The following is a 20,527-nucleotide window of genomic DNA, read 5'->3' as shown; positions in this document are numbered from 1 at the left end:
ATGACTATTGCATTGAAGATTGAAGTTCCGATCGCCTGTTTTCGCCAATCTCATGCAAGGGAGTACCTTGAGACCTATCCAGTGCCCCCTCCTTCTACTGTTTATGGAATGTTGCTGTCATTGGTGGGTGAGATGGATCGATATGAACATTGTGGAACTCGTCTTGCGATCGCGCTTCTATCAGAACCTCAAAAGTCTAGAGTTGTTAGAACATTCCATAGATACAAGACACGGAACATTCATGACCCAAGCAATATTCGACCTGATTATCAGGAATTGCTTACCGATATTCAATTGATAGTGAAAGTAGATCAAGGAACAGACAGGGCAAAACCAACTTTAGTGGAGCGGTTACGGCAAGCCTTTACTGAGCCTGCATCAATCGATCGCTTTGGTGGTTTATCTTTGGGTGAAAGCCGCGATTTAGTTAACGCAGTAACTCTAATTACAAACTTAGATGGAGAATCAATACGATGGTTAGTCCAAGATGAACAGGGGTCCTTAAGGTTGCCTTACTGGGTTGACCATGTTGGCTCAAAAGGAACTCGTTGGTTGAGATATTTGATTCAGAAGGTAGACTCGTACCAACTTCCTGATTCTGCTTGGACTGCAATTCAAGCCTCATAATGCAACGTCCAAGCTTTGTTACACTGATTTGCAAGGATGTCTTCCTGTTTCATCTAAATTTGCCAGGTTAATGAACAGAAGCCTTTGTACAGCAGGCGTTTGAGACTTTAGGGGTAAGTTGAGGTGCTTGCGTTGCTTAAAAGCCAGTCTGAACAAAGGTTTTAGTCATTCAAATCGACTAACTTCTGTCAAATTATGAACTCTTGTTCTACTTTCCTTGGAGGTGCTTGTAAAGTAAATCTGTGTTACTTGATGAGCATAACTTTTAAGGAGTGCTGTGCATTAGCAATGGATGCCATTAGGTGTTGAGTACTGAAGCGGTTGTGTTTTGACTGTGATAGTTTTGGTGGTGCATTAGCAATGGATGCCATTAGGTGTTGAGTACGGGCTAGAGCGCTTTGCTGACGAAGAAGCGATGGCTTGTGCATTAGCAATAGATGCCATTAGGTGTTGAGTACAAAACTGGGCACTATGGGCGCAACTGTACAGAGCATGTGCGTTAGCAATGGATGCCATTAGGTGTTGAGTACTAATCTGCACGTTGTATAGCTCAGTGGTTCCTGTGCGTCAGTATGGGTATTGTTAGGCAGTTTGCTCGACGGTTGAAGTATGGGAGTAGCTTTTTAAGTAAAAAGGTCGAGGTTTTTAGTTTTGAAGACAGAGAATTGTATTCAAGACAGGATTAATTTTGCTCAAAAGCCAAAGTTTCGTGTGTAGAGGCTGACGTTCCGGGATTTGAGGATTAAGGATGGAGATTTAAGGGGGAATACTGTAGCGTGACTGCTTGCGCTCTCTAACCTCTTACTAAAATCGTCAAACTGTCTCATGCCCTCGATACCCGAAGCGATCGCCAAGTCTGTCCAGTTTTGCCAGCAGCATGTTAGAGCCGACAAAAAGGGAGAAGCACAAGTATTTTTCGATCGCTTGGTCATGCAGGCTTACGGCTTCAATGATAGCGACGACATTCTAGAAAAGCTACTGACTCTCAATCTCGAACTGGCAGAGAAAGAGAAGCAGGGTGAACCTGTGGTTGGTTCTTGGGCACCACGAACTGAGTAAGGGGCGATTACCCCAAAAGGGGAACTGCTCTACATTGCTAATCTGCTGCGAATGTATCTGGTAAATCCTGCAAACTTTTGCCATTCGCTTTAAGTAATTCATCTAAAGCTTTCATCTGAGCGATCGTAAATGATGGAACACTGTCACCAGTCTCCCAACGGCTAATCGTTCGTGCTGATGTACCAATTTGTCGTGCAAACTCCTCCTGAGACATACCCAGTTCTTCTCTCAGTTTTTTAAGCGGCGATTCTCCCATCGGGTCGGCAATCAATGTAGTAACGAGCATACAGACACATTGTCTAGACAGCTTGACAAAAAGACGAACTGTCTAGACAATGTGTCTAGAAGAAACAACAGGGAAGCTAGCAGCCCAACGATAAAGATGGGTTGTGGCTTGACCCTGCTTTAGTGTCTCATTTCTTTCTACCTATCACCATGAGTTATTACGACCAGCTTCACCCATGGGTGGTCTATCGCTTGCTGCCCAATTGCCAAAGTCTGGCTATTGCTCGGTTTCGCCGCCGCAACGATGCCAGTATGTATCTCGCCACCCTTGAGCGATTGATCCCCATTTCTAAGTTCGTCATTGCCTTTGACTCACCCCAACCCCTCCTGGCAGAATCGATGCCCGTTCAGAAAGCAAGGGATCACCGTATTGAGGAGGGTAACCATGCTCGTGTTGAATGATGCTCAAGCCCTGATTGTGAAAACTTTGCTCACCAAAATGCTCGTGAACGATACCTACTCAGTCGCCCAACTCGAAGAGGCGATCGCATGGTTTCAGCAAGGCGATCGCATATCCTGCCCCTTTGAACAGGTATGGAGCAAAACCTTAGCCCAACAAATTGTCGAAGAATTACGCCGTCAATCGTAACCGTCAATGCCAGATTCAACCTTTTGAGTGTTGGGTCTGGCTCAAACTTTCTGACTATAAATTGGGGCGCTCGCCCTCCGCTTCCATGTTAAGCTTCTTCCCCAAACCCTACCCAGACGAGTTGCTTTATAGCATTCTGGCTAGATACCACATTCGCAGCGGCAACACCAGCCCCAAGCTTACCCTGCAAGAATTGTTCGGTTCTAGAACTGCGATCGCTACAGCTGATCTTCCCAGTAATCTAGGCGCAGTTGCTTCTAACCTGTCCTTGATTTCAGGCGTTACGCCTCAAGAACTGGTACAGAACCATACTCTCTACCCCTTCTATGCTGCCTTCTTACCCAAGGAGCGATCGCAGCAAGTGCTTGAGGCGATGAAATCAGAGCAAGGAGGAGCCATTCACGACAAAGTAGGCATCAGAGCAAGTTCTGTTCGTGTCCCAAAATTCTTTCGATTTTGCCCCCAATGCATTCAAGAGGATCAAACGCGTTATGGCGAGTTGTATTGGCATCGAATTCATCAGGTGCCGGGAGTGGTTGTTTGCCCTCATCATGCAGAAGTCTTGCAAGATAGCTCTGTTACCATTCAAGGTTTCAATCGACACGAATATCAGGCGGCTAGTCCTGACACCTGCGTTGCTGTTACACCAGATCAAGCGTTGAGTAATAAAGCTCTACAGATTTTGCAGAAACTGGCGCAGGATGTAGACTTCCTTCTCACCCACGATTTACCTGCCAGAGATTTGAATTGGTTTTCTCAGCAATATACAACCCTCTTGATCGAACGTGGGTTAGCTACGGCAACTGGGCGAGTACATCAACACGAATTGCTTGATCAGTTTTTGTACTTCTATGGGCACTCAGTTCTAGCAGCATTAGATTCAGCCGTGGAACGGGACGATGACCATACCTGGCTATCAAACATCGTGCGGAAGCATCGCAAAGTGTTTCACCCCATCCGACATTTGCTGATGATGCGTTTTTTACAAGTGCCTATTGCAGATTTTTGGGAGGGCGATCGCACCTACCTACCGTTTGGGGCAGGGCCATGGTTGTGTTTGAATGCGGCTGCTAAGCATTATCTCAAGCCAGTTGTTACTCGTCTTGATATCAGCCGCTGCTATGACACTAAGAAACCTGCAGGGACGTTCTCTTGTTCCTGCGGCTTCATTTACTGTCGAACTGGACCCGATACAACAGAGGAAGACACAGGTCGGGTTGGCAAAATCAAAGAGGTAGGTGCTTTGTGGCAACAGAGGCTGCGACACTTCGTTGAGGTTGAGCGATTGGGGCTACGACAAACTGCACGGCAGCTAAACGTTGATCCCAACACCGTTAAGCGGTACGTGCGATTGCTGGGACTTACTCCTGCTTGGCAATCCTCAACTTCTGTTGAAGAACCTAAAACTATTACAGTTTCAGCTTTGCCAGAAACTCATGCGGTCGATGCAAAAAATCAGCACAGAGAAACTTGGAAAACACTTCAGCGGAAGCATCCACATTCATCGAAAACCGCATTGAGGCGGATGGCTCCGGCAACCTACACTTGGCTGTACAAACACGACAGAAAATGGCTGCACCGGAACTCTCCGTCTGCTCGTAGACCAATCGCTCAAGTTAACCGAGTGGATTGGCAACAGCGGGATGAGCAGATCTTGGCTAAAGTCAAGCAAGCTGTACAAAAGCTACTAGCAGTAGAGAAACCCGTTCAGATTACGGTCAGTCGAGTTGCAAAGGCGATCGCCCAACTTGCATTAATCGAGCAACACATCGATAAAATGTCTCTCACCAGAACTTATCTAGATTCAGTGGTAGAAACAGTTGAAGATTTTCAGATTCGACGAATTCAATGGGTGGTTAAGCAACTTGATCAGCAGGGAGAAGCGATCGAGCACTGGAAGGTGGTCAGAATGGCTGGGTTAAAACCTGGTTACTCGAAAAAAGTTGAAACTGCTCTTGAACATACAGCCTACGCAAGAATGTAAATGCTGAAGTATTGTTGACAATTTTTCAGCGAGAGTAGGCCAATGCTCTGAAAGTTGCCAAAATGCAGGGAAGGTATTTTGGCTTTTGTTCTCGATCAATCATGCCCTGCGCGGTAATTGCAACATCTTTACCAGTAGAGTATCTCGCGGTACGTGCCCATCTGAGCAACATCTAGGAGGAAGCTCTTCCTCAGAGAACGGGTTACGAGCGAGGTAGATTTGCTGCTAATGGAAAAACCTGGGAAGCAGGAATTGTTGAAGCTAGTTTAACAATGTAGGAGCAGCAGATTGAAACAATGGATTGTCCTTAAAATAAGTACAGTTACACGCTGTATTTGAAGCTATCAACTAATAGTTCTGACGTAGAGAGAGGTATGCAATCACAGACAGCTTTGTGATAACGTAATTACTCCGTTTCGCCAATCAGGGTAAAGGCTGCCCAGTCTTTTGGGTCAGGGTGTTGATTCATGGTAGTTAACATTGCCTGCCGCAATGCCTGCGCTTTGTCAGGATTTGTTTCTAACTGATGGTAAAACTGGGTCATCAGCTCAGCCGTAGGAGCATCTGGCACTGCCCACAGCGATACCACCACACTGGGCACTCCTGCACTGATGAGCGCACGTGATAATCCCACGACACCATCTCCGGTAATTTGTCCTCTCCCTGTGTCACAAGCACTTAACACGACTAATTCTGCCTGCAATTCCATTTCTAGAATCTCAGCAGAAGTGAGTAACCCATCGTCACTAGCAGAGGGAGTGAGAGCGATCGCCCCTGGCACATCCAGCACCCCTGACTCGGAGGGAATACCATACTCCAGCAATCCATGAGTCGCAAGATGAATAATCTGGGCATCGGGCATTTGTTGAGTAACGGCTGTTTCGGTTGCTGCATTGCCGATAATCGCTTCGGTGTTGAGGAATTGGGCGATCGCTTGTGCTTCTTGTTCGGCTCCTGGAAGTGGATTGAGTTGGATGTCAGTGCTGCTTTGAGTATCCCAAACAGTGGGCATCTCAGGATTGCCTACGACCAAGGCATTGTCCAACGACTGGTCAGGACTCGCTTGTTGACGAGTTAGATCGAGAATTTGAATCGAAGGGGCAATCGAGATTGTATGATTCTCAATCAAGTAATCTCCATTTGCGTCTTGCAGCGCTGCAAAGGGAACGAGAAATAAGCCGCCTTGGGGTATGAACACGATGCGATCGCTTTCATTTGTAGGCAGCAAGTCTGCGATCGGTTCTATCAACAGTTGATGCAGTTGTCTGAGGTTGTCAGATGCCACACCGGGATTATATTCAAACTCGATATCGCGACTAGCAGAGCGATCGGTAGGACGTACATTAGAAACTAAGTTGGAGATAGTCGTACTACCGCTACGAAAGACGGTGTTTTCGCCAAAGGCAGTGGCGATCGCTCCAGATAAGGTTCGCTGATTTGCTTCATTCAGCTCGATGGAACGAAAGGCAATATCTCCCGTGGGAGGAATCACCCAGATGTAAATGGCTGGAGTTCCAACCGTTGTGCTAATCACGGAGTATTGCACCAACGTAGCATTTTGTGCTCTTGCGGTTTGTTGGATATCGCTAACAGAGGGAGCAGGCAGATTCGCGGTTGTCTCCGCTTGTTGCAACCGTTGAGAGAGCAGAGAAACGAAGGGACGAGCACGACCGCGTTCCGAGGCTTCTAGAGCAGGTTCAATCTTGTTTTGAGCAATCTGCACTTGTTGTAGAACATCATAGACAACAACTTGTGTATCAAACAGCGAGATTCTATCTGCATCAGTGAAGTCTTGTTGCCGTAGCGCGTCTAGTACCGTGATCGCCTCTAAGAGTTCTGCTTCAGCTGATTGAAGTTGCCCTAACTCAAAGAGACTTGCCCCAATACTGCTGAGGATAGTCCCTTCTCCAGCCCGGTCGCCCACTTCTTGTGCAATGGACAAGGCTTGCTGATAAGACTCCAATGCTTGAGGGTATAGTCCCTGATTGGCGTAAACATTCCCAATATTATTGAGGATAGTCCCTTCTCCAGCCCGGCTGCCCACTTCTCGTGCAATGGACAAGGCTTGTTGATAAGACCCCAATGCTTGTGAGTATTGTCCTTGATAGAGGTAAACATTCCCAATATTGTTGAGGATAGTCCCTTCTCCAGCCCGATCGCCCACTTCTCGCACAATGAACAGAGCTTGTTGGAGAGACTCCAATGCTTGTGGGTATTGTCCTTGATAGAGGTAAACATTCCCAATATTACTGAAGGTAGTTCCCTCCCCAGCCCGATCGCCCACTTCTCGCACAATGAACAGAGCTTGTTGGAGAGACTCCAATGCTTGTGGGTATTGTCCCAGATTGCGGTAAACTTCCCCAATATTATTAAGGGTAGTTCCTTCTTCAGCCCGATTGCCCACTTCTCGTGCAATGGACAGAGCTTGTTGATAAAACCCCAATGCTTGTGGGTATTGTCCTTGATAGAGGTAAACATTCCCAATATTATTGAGGGTAGTTCCTTCCCCAGCCCAATCGCCAATTGCTCGTGCAATGGACAAGGCTTGTTGGAAAGACTCCAATGCTTGTGGGTATTGTCCTTGATAGAAGTAAACTTTTCCCATATTGTCGAGAATATTTCCTTCCCCAGCCCGGTTGTCCACCTCTCGTGCAATGGACAAGGCTTGTTGGAAAGACTCCAATGCTTGTGGGTATTGTCCTTGATAGAGGTAAACTCTCCCAATGCCGTTGAGGGTAGTTCCTTCCCCAGCCCGATCGCCAATTGCTCGTGCAATGGACAAGGCTTGTTGGAGAGACTCCAATGCTTGTGGGTATTGTCCTTGATAGAGGTAAACTCTCCCAATATTATTAAGAGTAGCCCCTTCCCCAGCCGGATCGCCAATTGCTCGTGCAATGGACAAGGCTTGTTGGAAAGACTCCAATGCTTGTGGGTATTGTCCTTGATAGAGGTAAACACCCCCAATGCCGTTAAGGGTAGTTCCTTCCCCAGCCCGATCGCCAATTGCTCGTGCAATGGACAAGGCTTGTTGGTAAAACTCCAATGCTTGTGGGTATTGTCCTTGATCGAGGTAAACTCTCCCAATGCCGTTAAGGGTAGTTCCTTCCCCAGCTCGATCGCCTACTGCTTGTGCAATGGACAAAGCTTGTTGGTAAAACTCCAATGCTTGTGGGTATTGTCCCTGATTGGCGTAAACACCCCCAATATTATTGAGGATGATGCCTTCCCCAGTCCGATCGCCAATCTCCCGATAAATCTCCAATGCCTGCTGCCAAGACTGCAACGCCGCCTGGAATTGGCTGGTTTGATACTGTTCCCATGCTTGTTGAGCTAAACGATCTGCTTCCGCTTGACGGTTATCTTGGGTTTGTGCCAATACTTGAATCGATCGCCCAGGGAGCATCCCAGTGGTAATGCTGGAAGAAATGAGTGTGAGCAGGGCGATCGCGGTAATAGTGCTAAATCTGGATAAGTTCATAACAACCGTTGAATCCTAGTGTAACGACAAACGGACTGAAGCAGGCGATCGCCTCTAGTTCTCTTCGCAGACTGCGGTGACGGTTTGGTCAATCAGTTCACTTAATTTGCTTGATGGTTGTTCAACGGCAAGCACTTCTCGCCAAAAGTCAGACCAGAGTTCCTGTTGGGCGAAGTGATAAGCCCGTTCAATGGCGATCGCCTCATCCTGCTGCATTTCCGGCAACTGTTGGGCAAGCAGATTCCGTTCCTGAGAGGGAATTACCTGGAACGAAATAATCCGCTGCGGTTGATTGCCAAAATCCGAAGTGAAGATTAGCCATTGATAAGTGATGTTGGGCTGTAAGGCTTCACCCGTGTATGTCACGTGAGTTAAGCCAGTTGCCGCAGCATTCCAAATTTCGTTATCGCTGTTGGCTCGTCTCACGGCAATTTTTTCAACTTCTCCATCCCAAACAAAAGTGGGGCGATCGCTCCACACCATTGCGACTTCTGGTAGGGCGAACGGAGCGATCGGGCAAGGTTCATGGGGGTCGCGTCCACCACCTCGACCATAGGGGACAGGAGGGGTTCTGCGACCGTTACCCTCCCAAAAGTCTGACCAGGCTTGGCGAAATGAGGCTTGGGCAGGTGAAATGACCAGCAACCCCGACACAAACAGAACGATGCTTAATCCTGGAATGAGTAGAATACGACGTAGGTAGGGTTGAGCGAGAGTGAGATGAATATAACGCATCAGCATTTCCTCACAACTTAAATTCTGCGTTTGATCAACAGGGGCAAGACATACATCCACAGCACACCACTGGGAAGGGCGATCGGCAGCAGCACTGCTAGCGACGAAGCATAAAGCTGCAAACTGATAACGGCATACAGCACTGTACTGCCAGCAAACCATATTCCTAATCGCTGGCGTTGCCGTGGCGCTTTTGGGGACTGTATGAGTAGTGTTATTCCTTTTGCGGCGATCGCCACCAGTCCCATCATCCATACATCGGGGATGGGAACTACAAACCGCTGGTTAAGCGCATGGTGAATTAGATAAGCGTGCAGTTCCCCTCCCGTCATTAGTCGAGCAGGATTGGTGGGATTTTCCAAGTCATACCAATACTGCATTGCGGTGGGTGGCGTAAAGTTATCTTCTCCGGGTTTAATACCCGCATCAGCATATCCACCGGGTGCAATGATCACAACTTGCTCAGAGAGATGAGTCAGTGGAATAGAAGGTTGCAACACAGCCCAGGCTGAGATACGTTGATAAACTTGATCAGGAGGAGTGGAATAATCAACAACAGGATGTAACCAAAGCTGATTAATCATGTAGGAGAAATAGGTAATTCTTTTGGCACACATCCTTGAACTTAAAGAACATAAGTTGGAATTTAAGGATGATTGACCCGATAGTGTGGATAATGCTGGATCGACTCTCTCTTGATGTAATCTTGCTAACCCGTAGAAGAATGGTAAGTGGGGTTGGTCAGAAGACAACAAAACTGCATAATTTCCAGTTCCCCAATATCCGATGTCGCCTTTCAAACTTTCAAACTGTTCAATGCCTTCAATCAACCTGATCCAGTTACCGTTGTTGTCTTGTGCGGTGGCAAAGACAAAGGTTGTGCCTTGTTGCAGCGATCGCTGAATGCTGGCGGTTAACCGTTGATCGTTAGCAGGTTGTGGATAATCCAACAAGTAATCGACCCCAATTACGTTTGCACCCAGTGCCGTTAGGCGATCGACTAATTGAGCTAGATAGGCTCGATCCATAGGGCGATGGTCTGCAACGCCTGCTTTTTGGATTGACTCATCATCAATTTGCACTAGCAAAACGGGTGGTGTATTGACAACTGCGGGCTGTAACAATTGCCTGTAAAAGGTTTGCACCAAAACTCGACGCTGTAGAAGCCAATTTTGAACCGGCAGGGACAAACCCAGCACCATGAACAGCGTTAATCCGATCGCCTCATAACGAGTGGGTCGCCACAACATCCACCGCTCTTTCCAGCCCGATCGCTCAATACAAAACAAAGGTGACTCTGGATGGCGAAACAGGGAAGGCACTAGAAAAGCAGAAGGATAAGTCAAAGATTTTTCTACCTCCAACCACTGACACGCTTCAATTAGAGAGACATGCACATCTTTGTGAGCCGCCAGTCCTTGAAAGAATTGAACTAAAAACTCCTGTGCCACTCGGTTATGAATCGGTTCTCGCATCACCGCAACCTGACTCAAACCCAACTCAATCAACGATTCGGCGATTTGCAGCCCTTTGCACGAATTAAACAACGCAAACTGGAGTCCTTTAGCTTGGGCGATTGCCAACTGGGGCGCAATTTCCTGAATCTGGATAGAGGTGTGAGGTGCGATCGCTAATTCACCTCCTGTAATTTGAGTTTCATTACTATGTCCGCCAAAAAATAAGACATCCCAACCCCGATCATCTGCAATCGCTTGAGTGATTTGAGTTTTGACCTGCTCAATAGATTGTCCAGGCTGCCATCCGACAAACTGCACCTCCGCTAGACGAGAGAGCGATCGCACCGCAGCTCGGTCTGCCTGAAACTCAAACCCACCAATGATTGCCAAGATTCGTGGGCGGGTTCGACGAGTGCGATCACGCCGAACGGGTTCTGCTTGAATTGTGGCTGGCGTTCGAGCAATGCGAACTTTACACTCTGTACTCAACTCCCACGCCTCCCAGGGAAGCCGCGCCAGGTCGATTGGGGTACAGGTTAGGAACAAATCAATGAGTTGGTTGGGCTGCTCCAGCTTGCGACTGGCTTCCGCCATTTTCGTCCGCATCTCATACAGTTCCTCTCGTCGCAACCAGCGATGAAATTCATAGAGCAGCTTTGCTTCTGCCTGCACTAACTGAGCGTGCCAGTCGGTTTGAGACGTGATCACTCCACGCTCTGCGACCCTTCCTCTCAAGGGTGTTTCGGGAGAGGGTTCTGCCAGGGAAATATCTGGTTTGTTATAAAACTCAATATAGAGTCGCTGCCATTCTTGAAACAAGTGAGATAATTCGGCAGGATAGTTCATCGTTGCCGCAAGCCGCAGTCCTTGTTTCCAGGTCAACTCAAACAGACAAGTCTGTTCGATGCGCTGAATCTTGAGATGAAATTGAGATGCAGAAGCCATGATCAAAGTTCATTACGGTCAAGCGTCGGGCTGAAATCGGAAAGGGGGTAAGCGGACAATCTCACCATTACTAAAGGCGATCGCTACCCGAAACTGCTCATTCCACGTTCCAATCACTCGTGTAAACAGGAATGCCTCCGGTTGCTTTTCCCTCAGAATTTGCTCATCCAACAGTTGCAGATCATCCTCCACAATTAACCTTGTCCCAACGGGCAACTCATCACCAGGTTGTGCCCCTAAAATCAACAGTAATGACCATTCTGGCACCTTAGTCGATTGGTTTTCTTGCCAGGTGAGGGCGTATAAACGCAATGCTATGTTTTCCCCCGCCAAATTTTGATAGGCACCTCTAGCTTGAGACGGAATGACAATACCTTGTTTGAGTAATGCCATCGTTACTTGATCAAACTGTTCGGTGGGAGGGTGTATTTCACGAAATGTGACGGCTAAGGGTGGCAACAGTACCCAGGATAGTTCTTGGGCAACTTCATCCAGGCGATCGCGCAGCCAACATCCTACATTGATTCCAGAAAGGAAAGGCGTAGAGAAGTGAGAAACTAACTCAGACGAGTGTTTGTGAGTTGCTGGGTCTTGGGTGATGGTATGCAAGGTAGCACTAGACAAGATAGCGTCAGGATTCAGACAGCGTAAGTAAAGTAATAAAGTATCTACATTGGAGTCAAACCAATCCAGAGATAACTGGGCATTGGCGATCGCTCCCGTTGAAAGTAAGGCAGCTTGCTGCATCAGGCGATCGCGGCGTAGATAACCATAAATGTTTACATAGTCTTGCTCTTCCCATACTTCGATCAACACATAAAAGTGTGGAATATAGTCAGGTTCATTCACGACTGCGATCGGAATCGGAATGCGATCGTCCATCACACTACTAATGGTGAGTAGACACAGAGTGTAGTCGCCGACTTGCAGCAGAGCGATCGGAATGGGCAATGTTACCTCTGGTAATGGCTTGGGAGTTACTCTAGCAGCAAGATCGGGCGATCGCTCCTGTAGCCATTGCTCAAAACCAATCTGAGCGAGTGCCGCAAGATAAGCTTGCCACTGGTGATCGGGGTCTGGGCAACGCTGACTCAGTTGAGTAGCGTGCTGAATTTGAGCGCGTGTTAGGCTAATTGACTCTGGTGGCAGCGCATCTACATAAAGAGTTTCAGGAAGTGGGTCATCAAAGGAATCGTGAGAGGGATCATTCGTCATCATAGTGTGGGGCATCCTTATATACCTCGTTTGTCTAAATTGGAACATAACCTACGAGCAAATTGGCTCTTAAGAGAACGATTGCCAACGCTCGCTTCTGCTTCTGCTTCCTCGATTAAGCTGCTCACCTGCTCTTCGAGAACGGTTTCTAATTGCTGATCGACTTGCTGTAACCGTGCGGAGTCAACATAGGTTTGAGCCAAATCGCGCACTTGGTCACGCAACTTGAGTAACCAGTTCTGTCGCACATCTGCACGGAGTTCTCTAAGTTTGAGCAAACGAGACACTTCATATTGCTTGTGTAAACCAATTGCAGCTGCAATATCACTCATCGCTTTTCCCCGACAGTGAAACAGATGCAGTGCTGTAAGGAAACGCTGATCGGTTGGGGGGTTCTTACGTTGGTGGTGAGTCAGACGACTGTCAACGACTTCAGCAATGGCGAGATCCAGACAACCCAATAATGTTTGACGATAGGTTACGAGAAATTCCGCAGAGGAGTCCGACTCAGAACTCGGAATCGGAATTTCTCCAATAGAAATCGGATTGTTGGCATCATCAATTGATCGAGTCGGTAATTTCTTACTCCTGACCGCTACTCGATACTCTCGTAGATGCTGCACTAGTGTTTGTAGATTTTGTTTGATCTGTTCAGGGGAAAAGGCGCGATCGCCCGTCAAGGGCATCCTTTGAGCAATTTGCATCAACTGATTGGGAGTTGGTTCGGCGCAAGCTCCTCTTGCTCCTGCTCGGCGCTGCTGCAAGCGATCGCGCTGATAAACAGTATGGTAGCTTTGCAGCAATTGGACTGCCTGCTTGATTTCGAGTTCGCTCAGTCCACAAAACTCTAACAGAATGCGCTGCACCTGAGCGGGGGAAGTGTCGTTGAGCAGTGCCCAATCACTAACTAAATACAGTCCATGTTCTAGCAGAAAAGCTTTCAGGTCTGGATGCGATCGCACCAGGCGATTTGTCCAGGTACTCAGATTACTTTGAGTCGGATCAAAGGCTTGTAGAATCTCTGTTGCTAGCGATCGATAGGGCGAAGTAGGTTCAGCCAGTTGGCGAATCAGGGAAAGGGGAACCAAATCAGTCAGCACCAGGGGAAACAGGGCGATCGCCTGTATTCCGTGCAATGCTCCAAACTGCTCTTCTAATTGCCAGCAGGTGCTTTCAATCTGATTTGAGATGAAGCAGCGTAAGCAGCACTCTGCTAGAAACGAGGTGTTTTCTTGCAAGGGATCTGCTTGCGAAGTGGGGTTAGCTTGCCAGATTTGAACAAGTTGACGTTGAATGATTAGATCGGGAACACGCTCTGAGTCAACAGAATTTGGAAATTGCTGCTGCCAAAAAGTTTTGAGATTTGGGATCTCCTGCTGTCTCCGCTTCCCATCTGCTCTGATTGTTACTAACCTCCAGTATCTCAACGCCGTTCCCATAGCTTTTCTCCTGGCTGGCGATCAACTGGATTGGGTACAGTTCGTAGCAATATTTCTCTCATCATTTCAGACAACCATCACGTTCGACGTTACATAGGTCTGAACCGAGCGCACCTATGCACTTTACTCTGCTTCCTAGCCCAGGTAAAGGTTATAAGCATTGCTAAGTGCAAACATAACTTATAGATGTGCAGCCTTTAAGGCATTTCACAGAACGCGCCTACACTTCATACATTTGATCAGCAACGTCAGGTTATACAACCTCATCTTTTTGCATACGTCTGCAATCGCCAGAACTAAGTCACGTTGTGGATAACCAAACAGAGCAAATTCATCTCAGTTATCTTCACTCATCTTGAGCAAGCAGCTTTTTGCAACTTCAGACATTTCTACAGCAATGTCTAGGTTAAATGACTAACCTACGAATTTTGCAGTGCTGGCAACTTATTTGATCTATCTCAATCTACTCGGAGATCAACATGACTTTTCTTTACTACGGCAACAATGGTAACAATTCTTTTGCCTATAGAGGTTCCGACAACCTAATTGCAGAAGGATTTGCAGGCAAAGATCGGATCTGGGGTGGCAGCTACAATGACAGGCTGTATGGGGGGTCAGGCAATGATACGTTATTAGGCAGAGCAGGCAATGATTTCTTAGTTGGCGATTCAGGCAGCGATAGGTTGGTTGGGGGTTCAGGCAGAGACACCTTGCGCGGCTTCTCGGGGGGATACAGTCGAGAAATTGACGTTTTGGCGGGTGGAACGGGTTCTGACACCTTTATGCTGGGAGATTCAACTGGGATGTTTTATTTGAGAGGACGTACCGCAAATGGTAAGGATGCTTCCTACGCCTTAATCACAGACTGGACTGCAGTTGACCGTATTCGAGCTTACGGAAGCTCTAGCAGCTACGAATTAGTTAAAAACAAAAACTTGTTAGGTTCCTCAGCAAAAGACACTGGCATTTATGTAGGCAATGATTTAATTGGAGTAATCCAAGATTCGACCAATGTGAGCTTTAGCAAGAACTTTGCCTTTGTCTAAACTCATATCGTAGTCCAGCTTAAAGAGTTGTGTCGCAAAAATTCCAAAAGCGCTATGCGTAGAATTGATGTACACCAATTACAACACTACAAATAGGGGTTCGAGAGATTTGATTTTTGCGACACAACCGTCTTACGAATCCAAACCAATTCCCCGCTACTTTTTATCTTAAAGTAGAGCACCGTACCAGAGAGTCTCGGTACAATTTCACGCTCAACTTCTTTCGATAAGGGCAACGCTGCTTAGCAGATGTATCTCAACAAACTGCCAAATCTCATGAACTTCATGAGAGCCGTTCTGCTGTCACAACAGGCGTTTCACACTCAAAAGAAAAAGGTGTTGCTCTCTGAAACGATCGCTCGGCACGGATACTTGCACTTCTCATTTATTTGAGCATGAAAAAGCAATTTGGTTCATACACTCATGTCAAAGCCGTTCTTCAATTCATCGCCGCGCATTACCATCAGTCGATTAGCCTCTGTGATGTAGCGAAAGCAGTTGGCTATTCCCCAGCTTATTTAACAGATTTAGTGCGGCGTGAAACCGGACAGACGGTAAATCAGTGGATTATTGAACATCGACTGACTCAGGCTAGCCGTTTACTGCTGGAAACAAACCAGACCGTGAGCCAGATCGCGGAAACAGTCGGCTATCAACATATCAACTATTTCTTTCGCCAATTCCGACACCGCTACGGTACAACTCCTCAAATTTGGAGAGAATCACAGCGCAATTCCAGTTAAGTCAAGATATCAACTTTGCGCTTTGGTTTTATCGATGGATTATGCTGCTGTTCTTGCGTTGATGATGCTAGTTGTCAACGCAACTAGACGAAGATCAATTAAAGCGGCAAAGCATAAAAAATACCAAATTTAGTAATTAACTAAAGATTGTGCATTGTCATTGTCAGGTTCTTTAATGAAACCCTTTCTAGTATGTTTAGTCAGCAGTAGAATTTTGACTGAAACTGGATTCAACTGAATGCTTAATTGTTCAGTAAAATTTTAGATCTAACTATATTTTGCATCTTTTTTAACTAGTTTAAACCACCCATAAATTCATTTATGGGTGGTTTTGTGATTTGTATTGAGTCTGTTCCTGCATGAATATCAAATAAAAATTAAAAACATTCTAACCATCTAAATATTATGCATTGTCGTCAATCTTTTTGCCTTCTATAGTTGTATTTAACGCAGGGAAATTGAGACATAGAAAACTTCTATACAACTCAAGAAACCTGTAATTAATCTAAACAGGAGAAAGAGAAATGGAAAGCGTTAACGAGATCAGCTTGTCAACTTCTGAGTTTCAAGATGTCAATGAACTGAATGCTGAGGAACTAGAGGCAGTTACTGGAGGTGTGTGGGGTGCCATCGGTTTTGCAGTAGATTGGCTGTTCGGAGGATCTGATGAACCTAACGAAAATCATACTAACGTTGAAAATGTGACAGTAAACAATGGCAATGTGACAATAAACAACTGTGGATGATTTCACGGGGAAAATCTTCTGAAAATCTAGAAGAATTTGAGCCGAAACTCTTAAATAATCCCTGATTAAGTGGGAGTGTTGTAATTGCTCTAAGCAAGACTCTACTCCCGCTTCATTCTTGAAACAATGGAAGAGCCAGACGATTGCACAGAAAAAGTTCCTGGGCAACTCAAGAAACCTGCAATCAACCTAACAGGAGAAAGAGAAATGGAAAGCGTTAACGAGAAAACTTTGTCAATTTTTGAATTTCAAGATGTTAGCGAACTGAATATTGAGAAACTAGCGAGTATTGCAGGAGGATGTCCTCCTCCGAATCCGCTAGATGAAGGGGTGCGTGAGGATCTTAACTTAATCCGCCTTCGTTCCTTCAATGTTTATTTTTAGTTCCAGCAAATTGGTTCCAGCTCTGAATTATGTTGCGCTCACTTTTTGATGGCGATGCAACCTAGGGAGAAACAAAACAGAACGTTGTGAACTCTTGAAAAAATCAACTCATGTTCCTCATTTGGTGGGAGTAGTGTTATTTTTCCCAGTGATACTTCTACTCTCACTTTATTCTTGAAAAGATAGAAGAGTCAGATGATCGCCCAGAAGCAAAACCTATTCCGCCAAAAATCATTAGAGCGTTTATCGTCTCCAGAACAGCTTGATCAACTCATGCAGGTGGTCAATCCCAGAAGTTGGATACCTTTAGCCACTTTGGGTTCCTTAGTCTTTATCGCCTTGCTCTGGAGCATTATTGGACGCATTCCAATCACGGTTGAAGGACGAGGGATTCTAGTTTTTCCGGGTAATGTCGTCCCGCTGCAATCAAAAAGTGCCGGACAGATTATTGAACTTAAGATCAAAGTAGGTGATGTTGTCAAAGACGGACAGGTGATCGGTATCATCGATCAGACTGAACTCCGCGAGCAGCTTGACCAGCAACAAGCCAAACTAACACAACTTCAAAGCCAGGATCAACAGGTTAGTTCACTGCAAAACACAAGCATTGCCGAGAAAAACCGAGCTACTGAGCAACAGCGTCAATTCCTTGAGCAGAGCCTCCAACACGAGCAAAACTTAACTGCAACCTATCAGGAACGCTTGCAAGTTCGTAAACGGTTATATGCTCAAAGACTGATTGCGAATGATGTATTGTTGGACGCCGAACAGCAGTATCTCAAAAATTTGCAAACGATTACAGATTTACAGGCTCAATTACAAGAGTTAAATAGCCAAACTGCCGAGCAAAATCGACAGGAGTTAGAAGCTTCAACGGCTCGAAAAAAAGAAATGCAGGAAACGCAAAGAGAAATTGATCAACTGACGCTGCAACTGAGCAACAACGGACAAATTATCAGCCAACAGGACGGACGGGTGCTAGAAATTGCGGTGACTCAAAATCAGGTCATTAGCGCTGGCAGCCGGATTGCTAATTTAGCGGAAGAAGATAGCTCTGAAGCATTAGAGAGCATTACCTACTTCAGCGTTGAAGATGGCAAGAAGGTACAAGAAGGAATGGTAATCCAGATTACCCCTCAAATCGTTAAGCGCGAGCGCTTTGGCGGCATCATCGGTTCTGTGACAGCCGTTTCATCGTTTCCAATTACGCGCGAGGGAGCGGCGGCAGTCATCGGTAATGCGGAAGTTGTCGAAGGGTTAACTGCTGATCAATCCAGTCTGATTCAAGTCTCAAGTACGCTGACGCCAGACATTACCACCTTTAGCGGTTACCAATGGTCTTCTTCCAAAGGACCGGAAACGCAAATTTCTTCAGGCACCACCACAACCGTTCGCGTCAAAGTAGAAGAACGCGCTCCAATTACCTTTGTTCTACCGATCTTGAGGTCTGCTACTGGTGTTTACTAATTTGTCCTGGGTGGCACAGGTTCAAGCCCAAGCCAGAATACAAGCCAAACGCTTTAATCCGTTGCCTTGTCTAAAAACCAGATTGGGAGATACGGGCGTTCGCGTTAAGACGCCAACTCTACTGCAAATGGAGGCAGTAGAGTGTGGCGCGGCAGCTTTGGGGATTATTTTAAGTTATTACAGTCGCATTGTGCCTCTGCCTGAACTGCGACGAGAGTGTGGAGTTTCTCGTGACGGCAGCAAAGCGTCCAACATTCTCAACGCAGCGAAAATTTATGGGCTTGAAGGGAAGGGGCTAAAACTGGAGGTTGATCAGTTAACAGCGCTCCAACCGCCTTACATTGTCTTTTGGAACTTCAATCATTTTCTAGTGGTTGAGGGATATAGCAAACAGCGGGTTTACTTAAATGATCCGGCAACCGGGCCGCGCTCAGTATCTTGGCAGGAATTTGATGACAGCTATACGGGAGTTGTCCTGTTACTAAAGCTGGGGCCTAACTTTACGAAAGGCGGTCAAAAGCCAAGTCTGGTAGCAGCCCTGCGAGAGCGTCTCGGAGGCGCAATTGGAGCAGTCGTTTACTGCATTGCAGCAGGATTTCTCTTGACGCTTACAGGCATGGCAATCCCGGTGTTCAGTCAAGTCTTTGTCGATGAAATTTTAGTGCAAGGTCGCCAGCAGTGGTTGCGTCCTTTAATAATCGGGATGGTATTTACCGCTGTGGTTCAAGGAATGTTAACTCTGTTGCGATTAAGATATCTCCGCCGTCTGAAAATTAAACTATCGATTAGTATGTCGAGCAAATTTCTCTGGCATATCTTGCGGCTACCCATCGGTTTCTATGCCCAACGATTTGCTGGGGAAATTAGTAATCGCACCAGCCTGAATGACCAAGTTGCAGATGTTCTATCAGGACGCTTAGCAACTACTGCAATTGACGCTGTAATGGTCATTTTTTACGCACTGATCATGGTGCAGTATGACTGGCTGTTGACGCTGCTGGTGGTCAGCTTTGCGGTGATCAATATAATCATGCTACAGCGGCTCTCTCGCAAACGCATTGACACAAATCAGCGGTTGATTCAGGAACACGGTAAAGCGGCAGGAATATCGATCGCAGCATTGCAAAGTATTGAGACCTTGAAGGCATCTGGCTTAGAGTCAGATTTCTTTACACGTTGGGCAGGCTATTACACAAAGGCAATCAATTCGCAGCAAGCGTTGGGCGTGACGAACCAAGCTTTCTCGGTTTTACCTACTTTTCTCTCTGCGCTCTCCGCAATGCTATTGCTAGTTATTGGAGGCTTTCGAGTTATGGGTGGACACCTCACGATTGGGATGCTGGTCGCGTTTCAAGGACTGATGCAAAGCTTTCTGATGCCTGTGAATAACTTGGTGAACTTTGGTAGCACCCTGCAAGAACTGGAGGGCAACTTGATCCGGCTGGATGATGTGTTGCGAAATCCGATCGATCCGCAAGTCATTCAGACGAACGTGCAAATGGAACCGGAATATACAGCAACAGAGAATAACGTTAATGAAGAGAATAGTCTCACAAAGACCGGATTGCAGTTCGCGTCTTTACGCTCAAAGTTGCAGGGTTATGTTGAATTGCAGAATGTCACCTTTGGCTACAGTCGTTTAGCGCTTCCTCTAATTGAGAACTTGAGTTTGTCAATAAAACCTGGGCAACGGGTGGCGTTGGTGGGGGGCAGTGGTTCTGGAAAGTCTACCGTTGCTAAGTTGGTGAGCGGACTTTATCAGCCTTGGTCTGGTGAAATCTATCTTGATCACTTTCCCCGCAGCCAGATTGCCCGCCCTGTCTTGGCAAATTCGGTGGCAATGGTGGAACAAGACATTTTGTTATTTGGCGGTACGGTGCGAGAGAACTTAACCCTTTGGGATGCAACCGTGCCTGACAAAAATCTAATTAGAGCTTGCCAGGATGCTGCCATTCATTCCGTCATTCTCTCTTTAACTGGTGGTTATGATGCTGAGCTGCTGGAGGGGGCAACCAACTTGAGTGGTGGTCAACGGCAACGGCTAGAAATTGCGCGATCGCTGGTCACAAATCCCTCGATTCTAATTATGGATGAGGCAACCAGCGCACTCGATACCGAATCCGAGCGGATTATTGACCAAAATTTGCGGCGGCGGGGATGTACCTGTCTGATCGTGGCGCATCGACTAAGTACGATCCGCAATTGCGATGAAATTATTGTTTTGGAGCGCGGCAAAGTGGTGCAGCGAGGAACACATCAGAGCTTATGGAATGCGGAAGGCGTGTACTCAACGTTAATTCGCAGTGAAGCTGAGGCTTGAGGAAAAAC

Annotated in this window: 17 protein-coding genes; 11 read left to right on the top strand and 6 right to left on the bottom strand. The window is 46.7% G+C overall.

The window, feature by feature from the left end; genetic code table 11:
• A complete protein-coding gene (cas5, locus tag H6F93_RS18755) occupies window positions 1-627 on the top strand; it encodes a type I-MYXAN CRISPR-associated protein Cas5/Cmx5/DevS (protein WP_190683802.1) in 627 nt (208 codons plus the stop codon).
• Between the two features lie 825 nt (window positions 628-1,452).
• Window positions 1,453-1,686, top strand: coding sequence for a hypothetical protein (locus tag H6F93_RS18750; protein ID WP_190683828.1), 234 nt, complete (start codon window positions 1,453-1,455; stop codon window positions 1,684-1,686).
• A gap of 37 nt (window positions 1,687-1,723) precedes the next feature.
• Here H6F93_RS18750 and H6F93_RS18745 read toward each other — a convergent pair whose 3' ends face one another.
• A complete protein-coding gene (locus H6F93_RS18745; RefSeq protein WP_190683798.1) occupies window positions 1,724-1,972 on the bottom strand; it encodes a helix-turn-helix domain-containing protein in 249 nt (82 codons plus the stop codon).
• A 149-nt stretch (window positions 1,973-2,121) separates the two neighbouring features.
• Between H6F93_RS18745 and H6F93_RS18740 the strand changes: the two genes are divergently transcribed.
• From H6F93_RS18740 to H6F93_RS18730, 3 genes are read left to right on the top strand one after another with little or no spacing between them, the layout of a single operon-like run.
• Window positions 2,122-2,373 carry a hypothetical protein gene (locus H6F93_RS18740; protein ID WP_190683796.1) on the top strand — a complete coding sequence of 84 codons (252 nt, stop codon included), beginning with the start codon at window positions 2,122-2,124 and terminating at the stop codon, window positions 2,371-2,373.
• On the top strand, window positions 2,357-2,560 hold the full coding sequence (locus H6F93_RS18735; protein ID WP_190683792.1) for a hypothetical protein: 204 nt from the start codon (window positions 2,357-2,359) through the stop codon (window positions 2,558-2,560). The genes H6F93_RS18740 and H6F93_RS18735 overlap by 17 nt, the downstream gene beginning before the upstream one ends.
• The gene (locus H6F93_RS18730; protein ID WP_199313819.1) at window positions 2,532-4,544 is read left to right on the top strand and encodes a TnsD family Tn7-like transposition protein; all 2,013 of its coding nucleotides are present in this window, start codon (window positions 2,532-2,534) and stop codon (window positions 4,542-4,544) included. Before H6F93_RS18735 ends, H6F93_RS18730 begins: the two co-directional genes overlap by 29 nt.
• Before the next feature lie 406 nt (window positions 4,545-4,950).
• Here the strand turns inward: H6F93_RS18730 and H6F93_RS18725 are convergent, their stop codons facing one another.
• Genes H6F93_RS18725 through H6F93_RS18705 form a run of 5 tightly spaced genes read right to left on the bottom strand, consistent with a single transcriptional unit; the run spans window position 4,951 to window position 13,813 of the window.
• The gene (locus tag H6F93_RS18725; RefSeq protein ID WP_190683789.1) at window positions 4,951-8,022 is read right to left on the bottom strand and encodes a CHAT domain-containing tetratricopeptide repeat protein; all 3,072 of its coding nucleotides are present in this window, start codon (window positions 8,020-8,022) and stop codon (window positions 4,951-4,953) included.
• Between the two features lie 54 nt (window positions 8,023-8,076).
• Window positions 8,077-8,757: a hypothetical protein gene (locus H6F93_RS18720; RefSeq protein ID WP_190683785.1), complete on the bottom strand. Its 681-nt coding sequence runs from the start codon at window positions 8,755-8,757 to the stop codon at window positions 8,077-8,079.
• A gap of 17 nt (window positions 8,758-8,774) precedes the next feature.
• The gene (locus H6F93_RS18715; RefSeq protein ID WP_190683781.1) at window positions 8,775-11,159 is read right to left on the bottom strand and encodes a CHASE2 domain-containing protein; all 2,385 of its coding nucleotides are present in this window, start codon (window positions 11,157-11,159) and stop codon (window positions 8,775-8,777) included.
• Between the two features lie 18 nt (window positions 11,160-11,177).
• Window positions 11,178-12,389 (bottom strand): DUF1822 family protein, encoded by a 1,212-nt coding sequence (locus H6F93_RS18710; protein WP_190683778.1) that lies wholly within the window; start codon window positions 12,387-12,389, stop codon window positions 11,178-11,180.
• Window positions 12,390-12,391: 2 nt separating this feature from the next.
• Window positions 12,392-13,813 (bottom strand): hypothetical protein, encoded by a 1,422-nt coding sequence (locus tag H6F93_RS18705; RefSeq protein ID WP_190683776.1) that lies wholly within the window; start codon window positions 13,811-13,813, stop codon window positions 12,392-12,394.
• 479 nt (window positions 13,814-14,292) lie between these two features.
• Here H6F93_RS18705 and H6F93_RS18700 point away from each other — a divergent pair, with 479 nt between their 5' ends.
• From H6F93_RS18700 to H6F93_RS18675, 6 genes are all read left to right on the top strand, one after another.
• Window positions 14,293-14,859, top strand: coding sequence for a calcium-binding protein (locus tag H6F93_RS18700; RefSeq protein ID WP_190683775.1), 567 nt, complete (start codon window positions 14,293-14,295; stop codon window positions 14,857-14,859).
• Window positions 14,860-15,254: 395 nt separating this feature from the next.
• Window positions 15,255-15,602 carry a helix-turn-helix transcriptional regulator gene (locus H6F93_RS18695; protein ID WP_190683773.1) on the top strand — a complete coding sequence of 116 codons (348 nt, stop codon included), beginning with the start codon at window positions 15,255-15,257 and terminating at the stop codon, window positions 15,600-15,602.
• Between the two features lie 524 nt (window positions 15,603-16,126).
• Window positions 16,127-16,348 (top strand): hypothetical protein, encoded by a 222-nt coding sequence (locus H6F93_RS18690; RefSeq protein WP_190683771.1) that lies wholly within the window; start codon window positions 16,127-16,129, stop codon window positions 16,346-16,348.
• A gap of 126 nt (window positions 16,349-16,474) precedes the next feature.
• A complete protein-coding gene (locus tag H6F93_RS18685; protein WP_190683768.1) occupies window positions 16,475-16,732 on the top strand; it encodes a hypothetical protein in 258 nt (85 codons plus the stop codon).
• A 195-nt stretch (window positions 16,733-16,927) separates the two neighbouring features.
• Complete coding sequence (locus H6F93_RS18680; RefSeq protein WP_190683766.1) at window positions 16,928-18,199, top strand: NHLP bacteriocin system secretion protein; 1,272 nt, start codon at window positions 16,928-16,930, stop codon at window positions 18,197-18,199.
• Window positions 18,189-20,519 (top strand): NHLP family bacteriocin export ABC transporter peptidase/permease/ATPase subunit, encoded by a 2,331-nt coding sequence (locus H6F93_RS18675; RefSeq protein ID WP_524537967.1) that lies wholly within the window; start codon window positions 18,189-18,191, stop codon window positions 20,517-20,519. The genes H6F93_RS18680 and H6F93_RS18675 overlap by 11 nt, the downstream gene beginning before the upstream one ends.
• The last annotated feature ends 8 nt before the right edge of the window (window positions 20,520-20,527 follow it).

Origin of the sequence: Leptolyngbya sp. FACHB-671 (assembly GCF_014695745.1) — a bacterium.
Taxonomy (GTDB): Bacteria; Cyanobacteriota; Cyanobacteriia; order Elainellales; family Elainellaceae; genus JAAUTN01.
The sequence above is the reverse complement of the archived record's forward strand: the minus strand, read 5'-3'. Positions and strand labels throughout refer to the sequence as shown.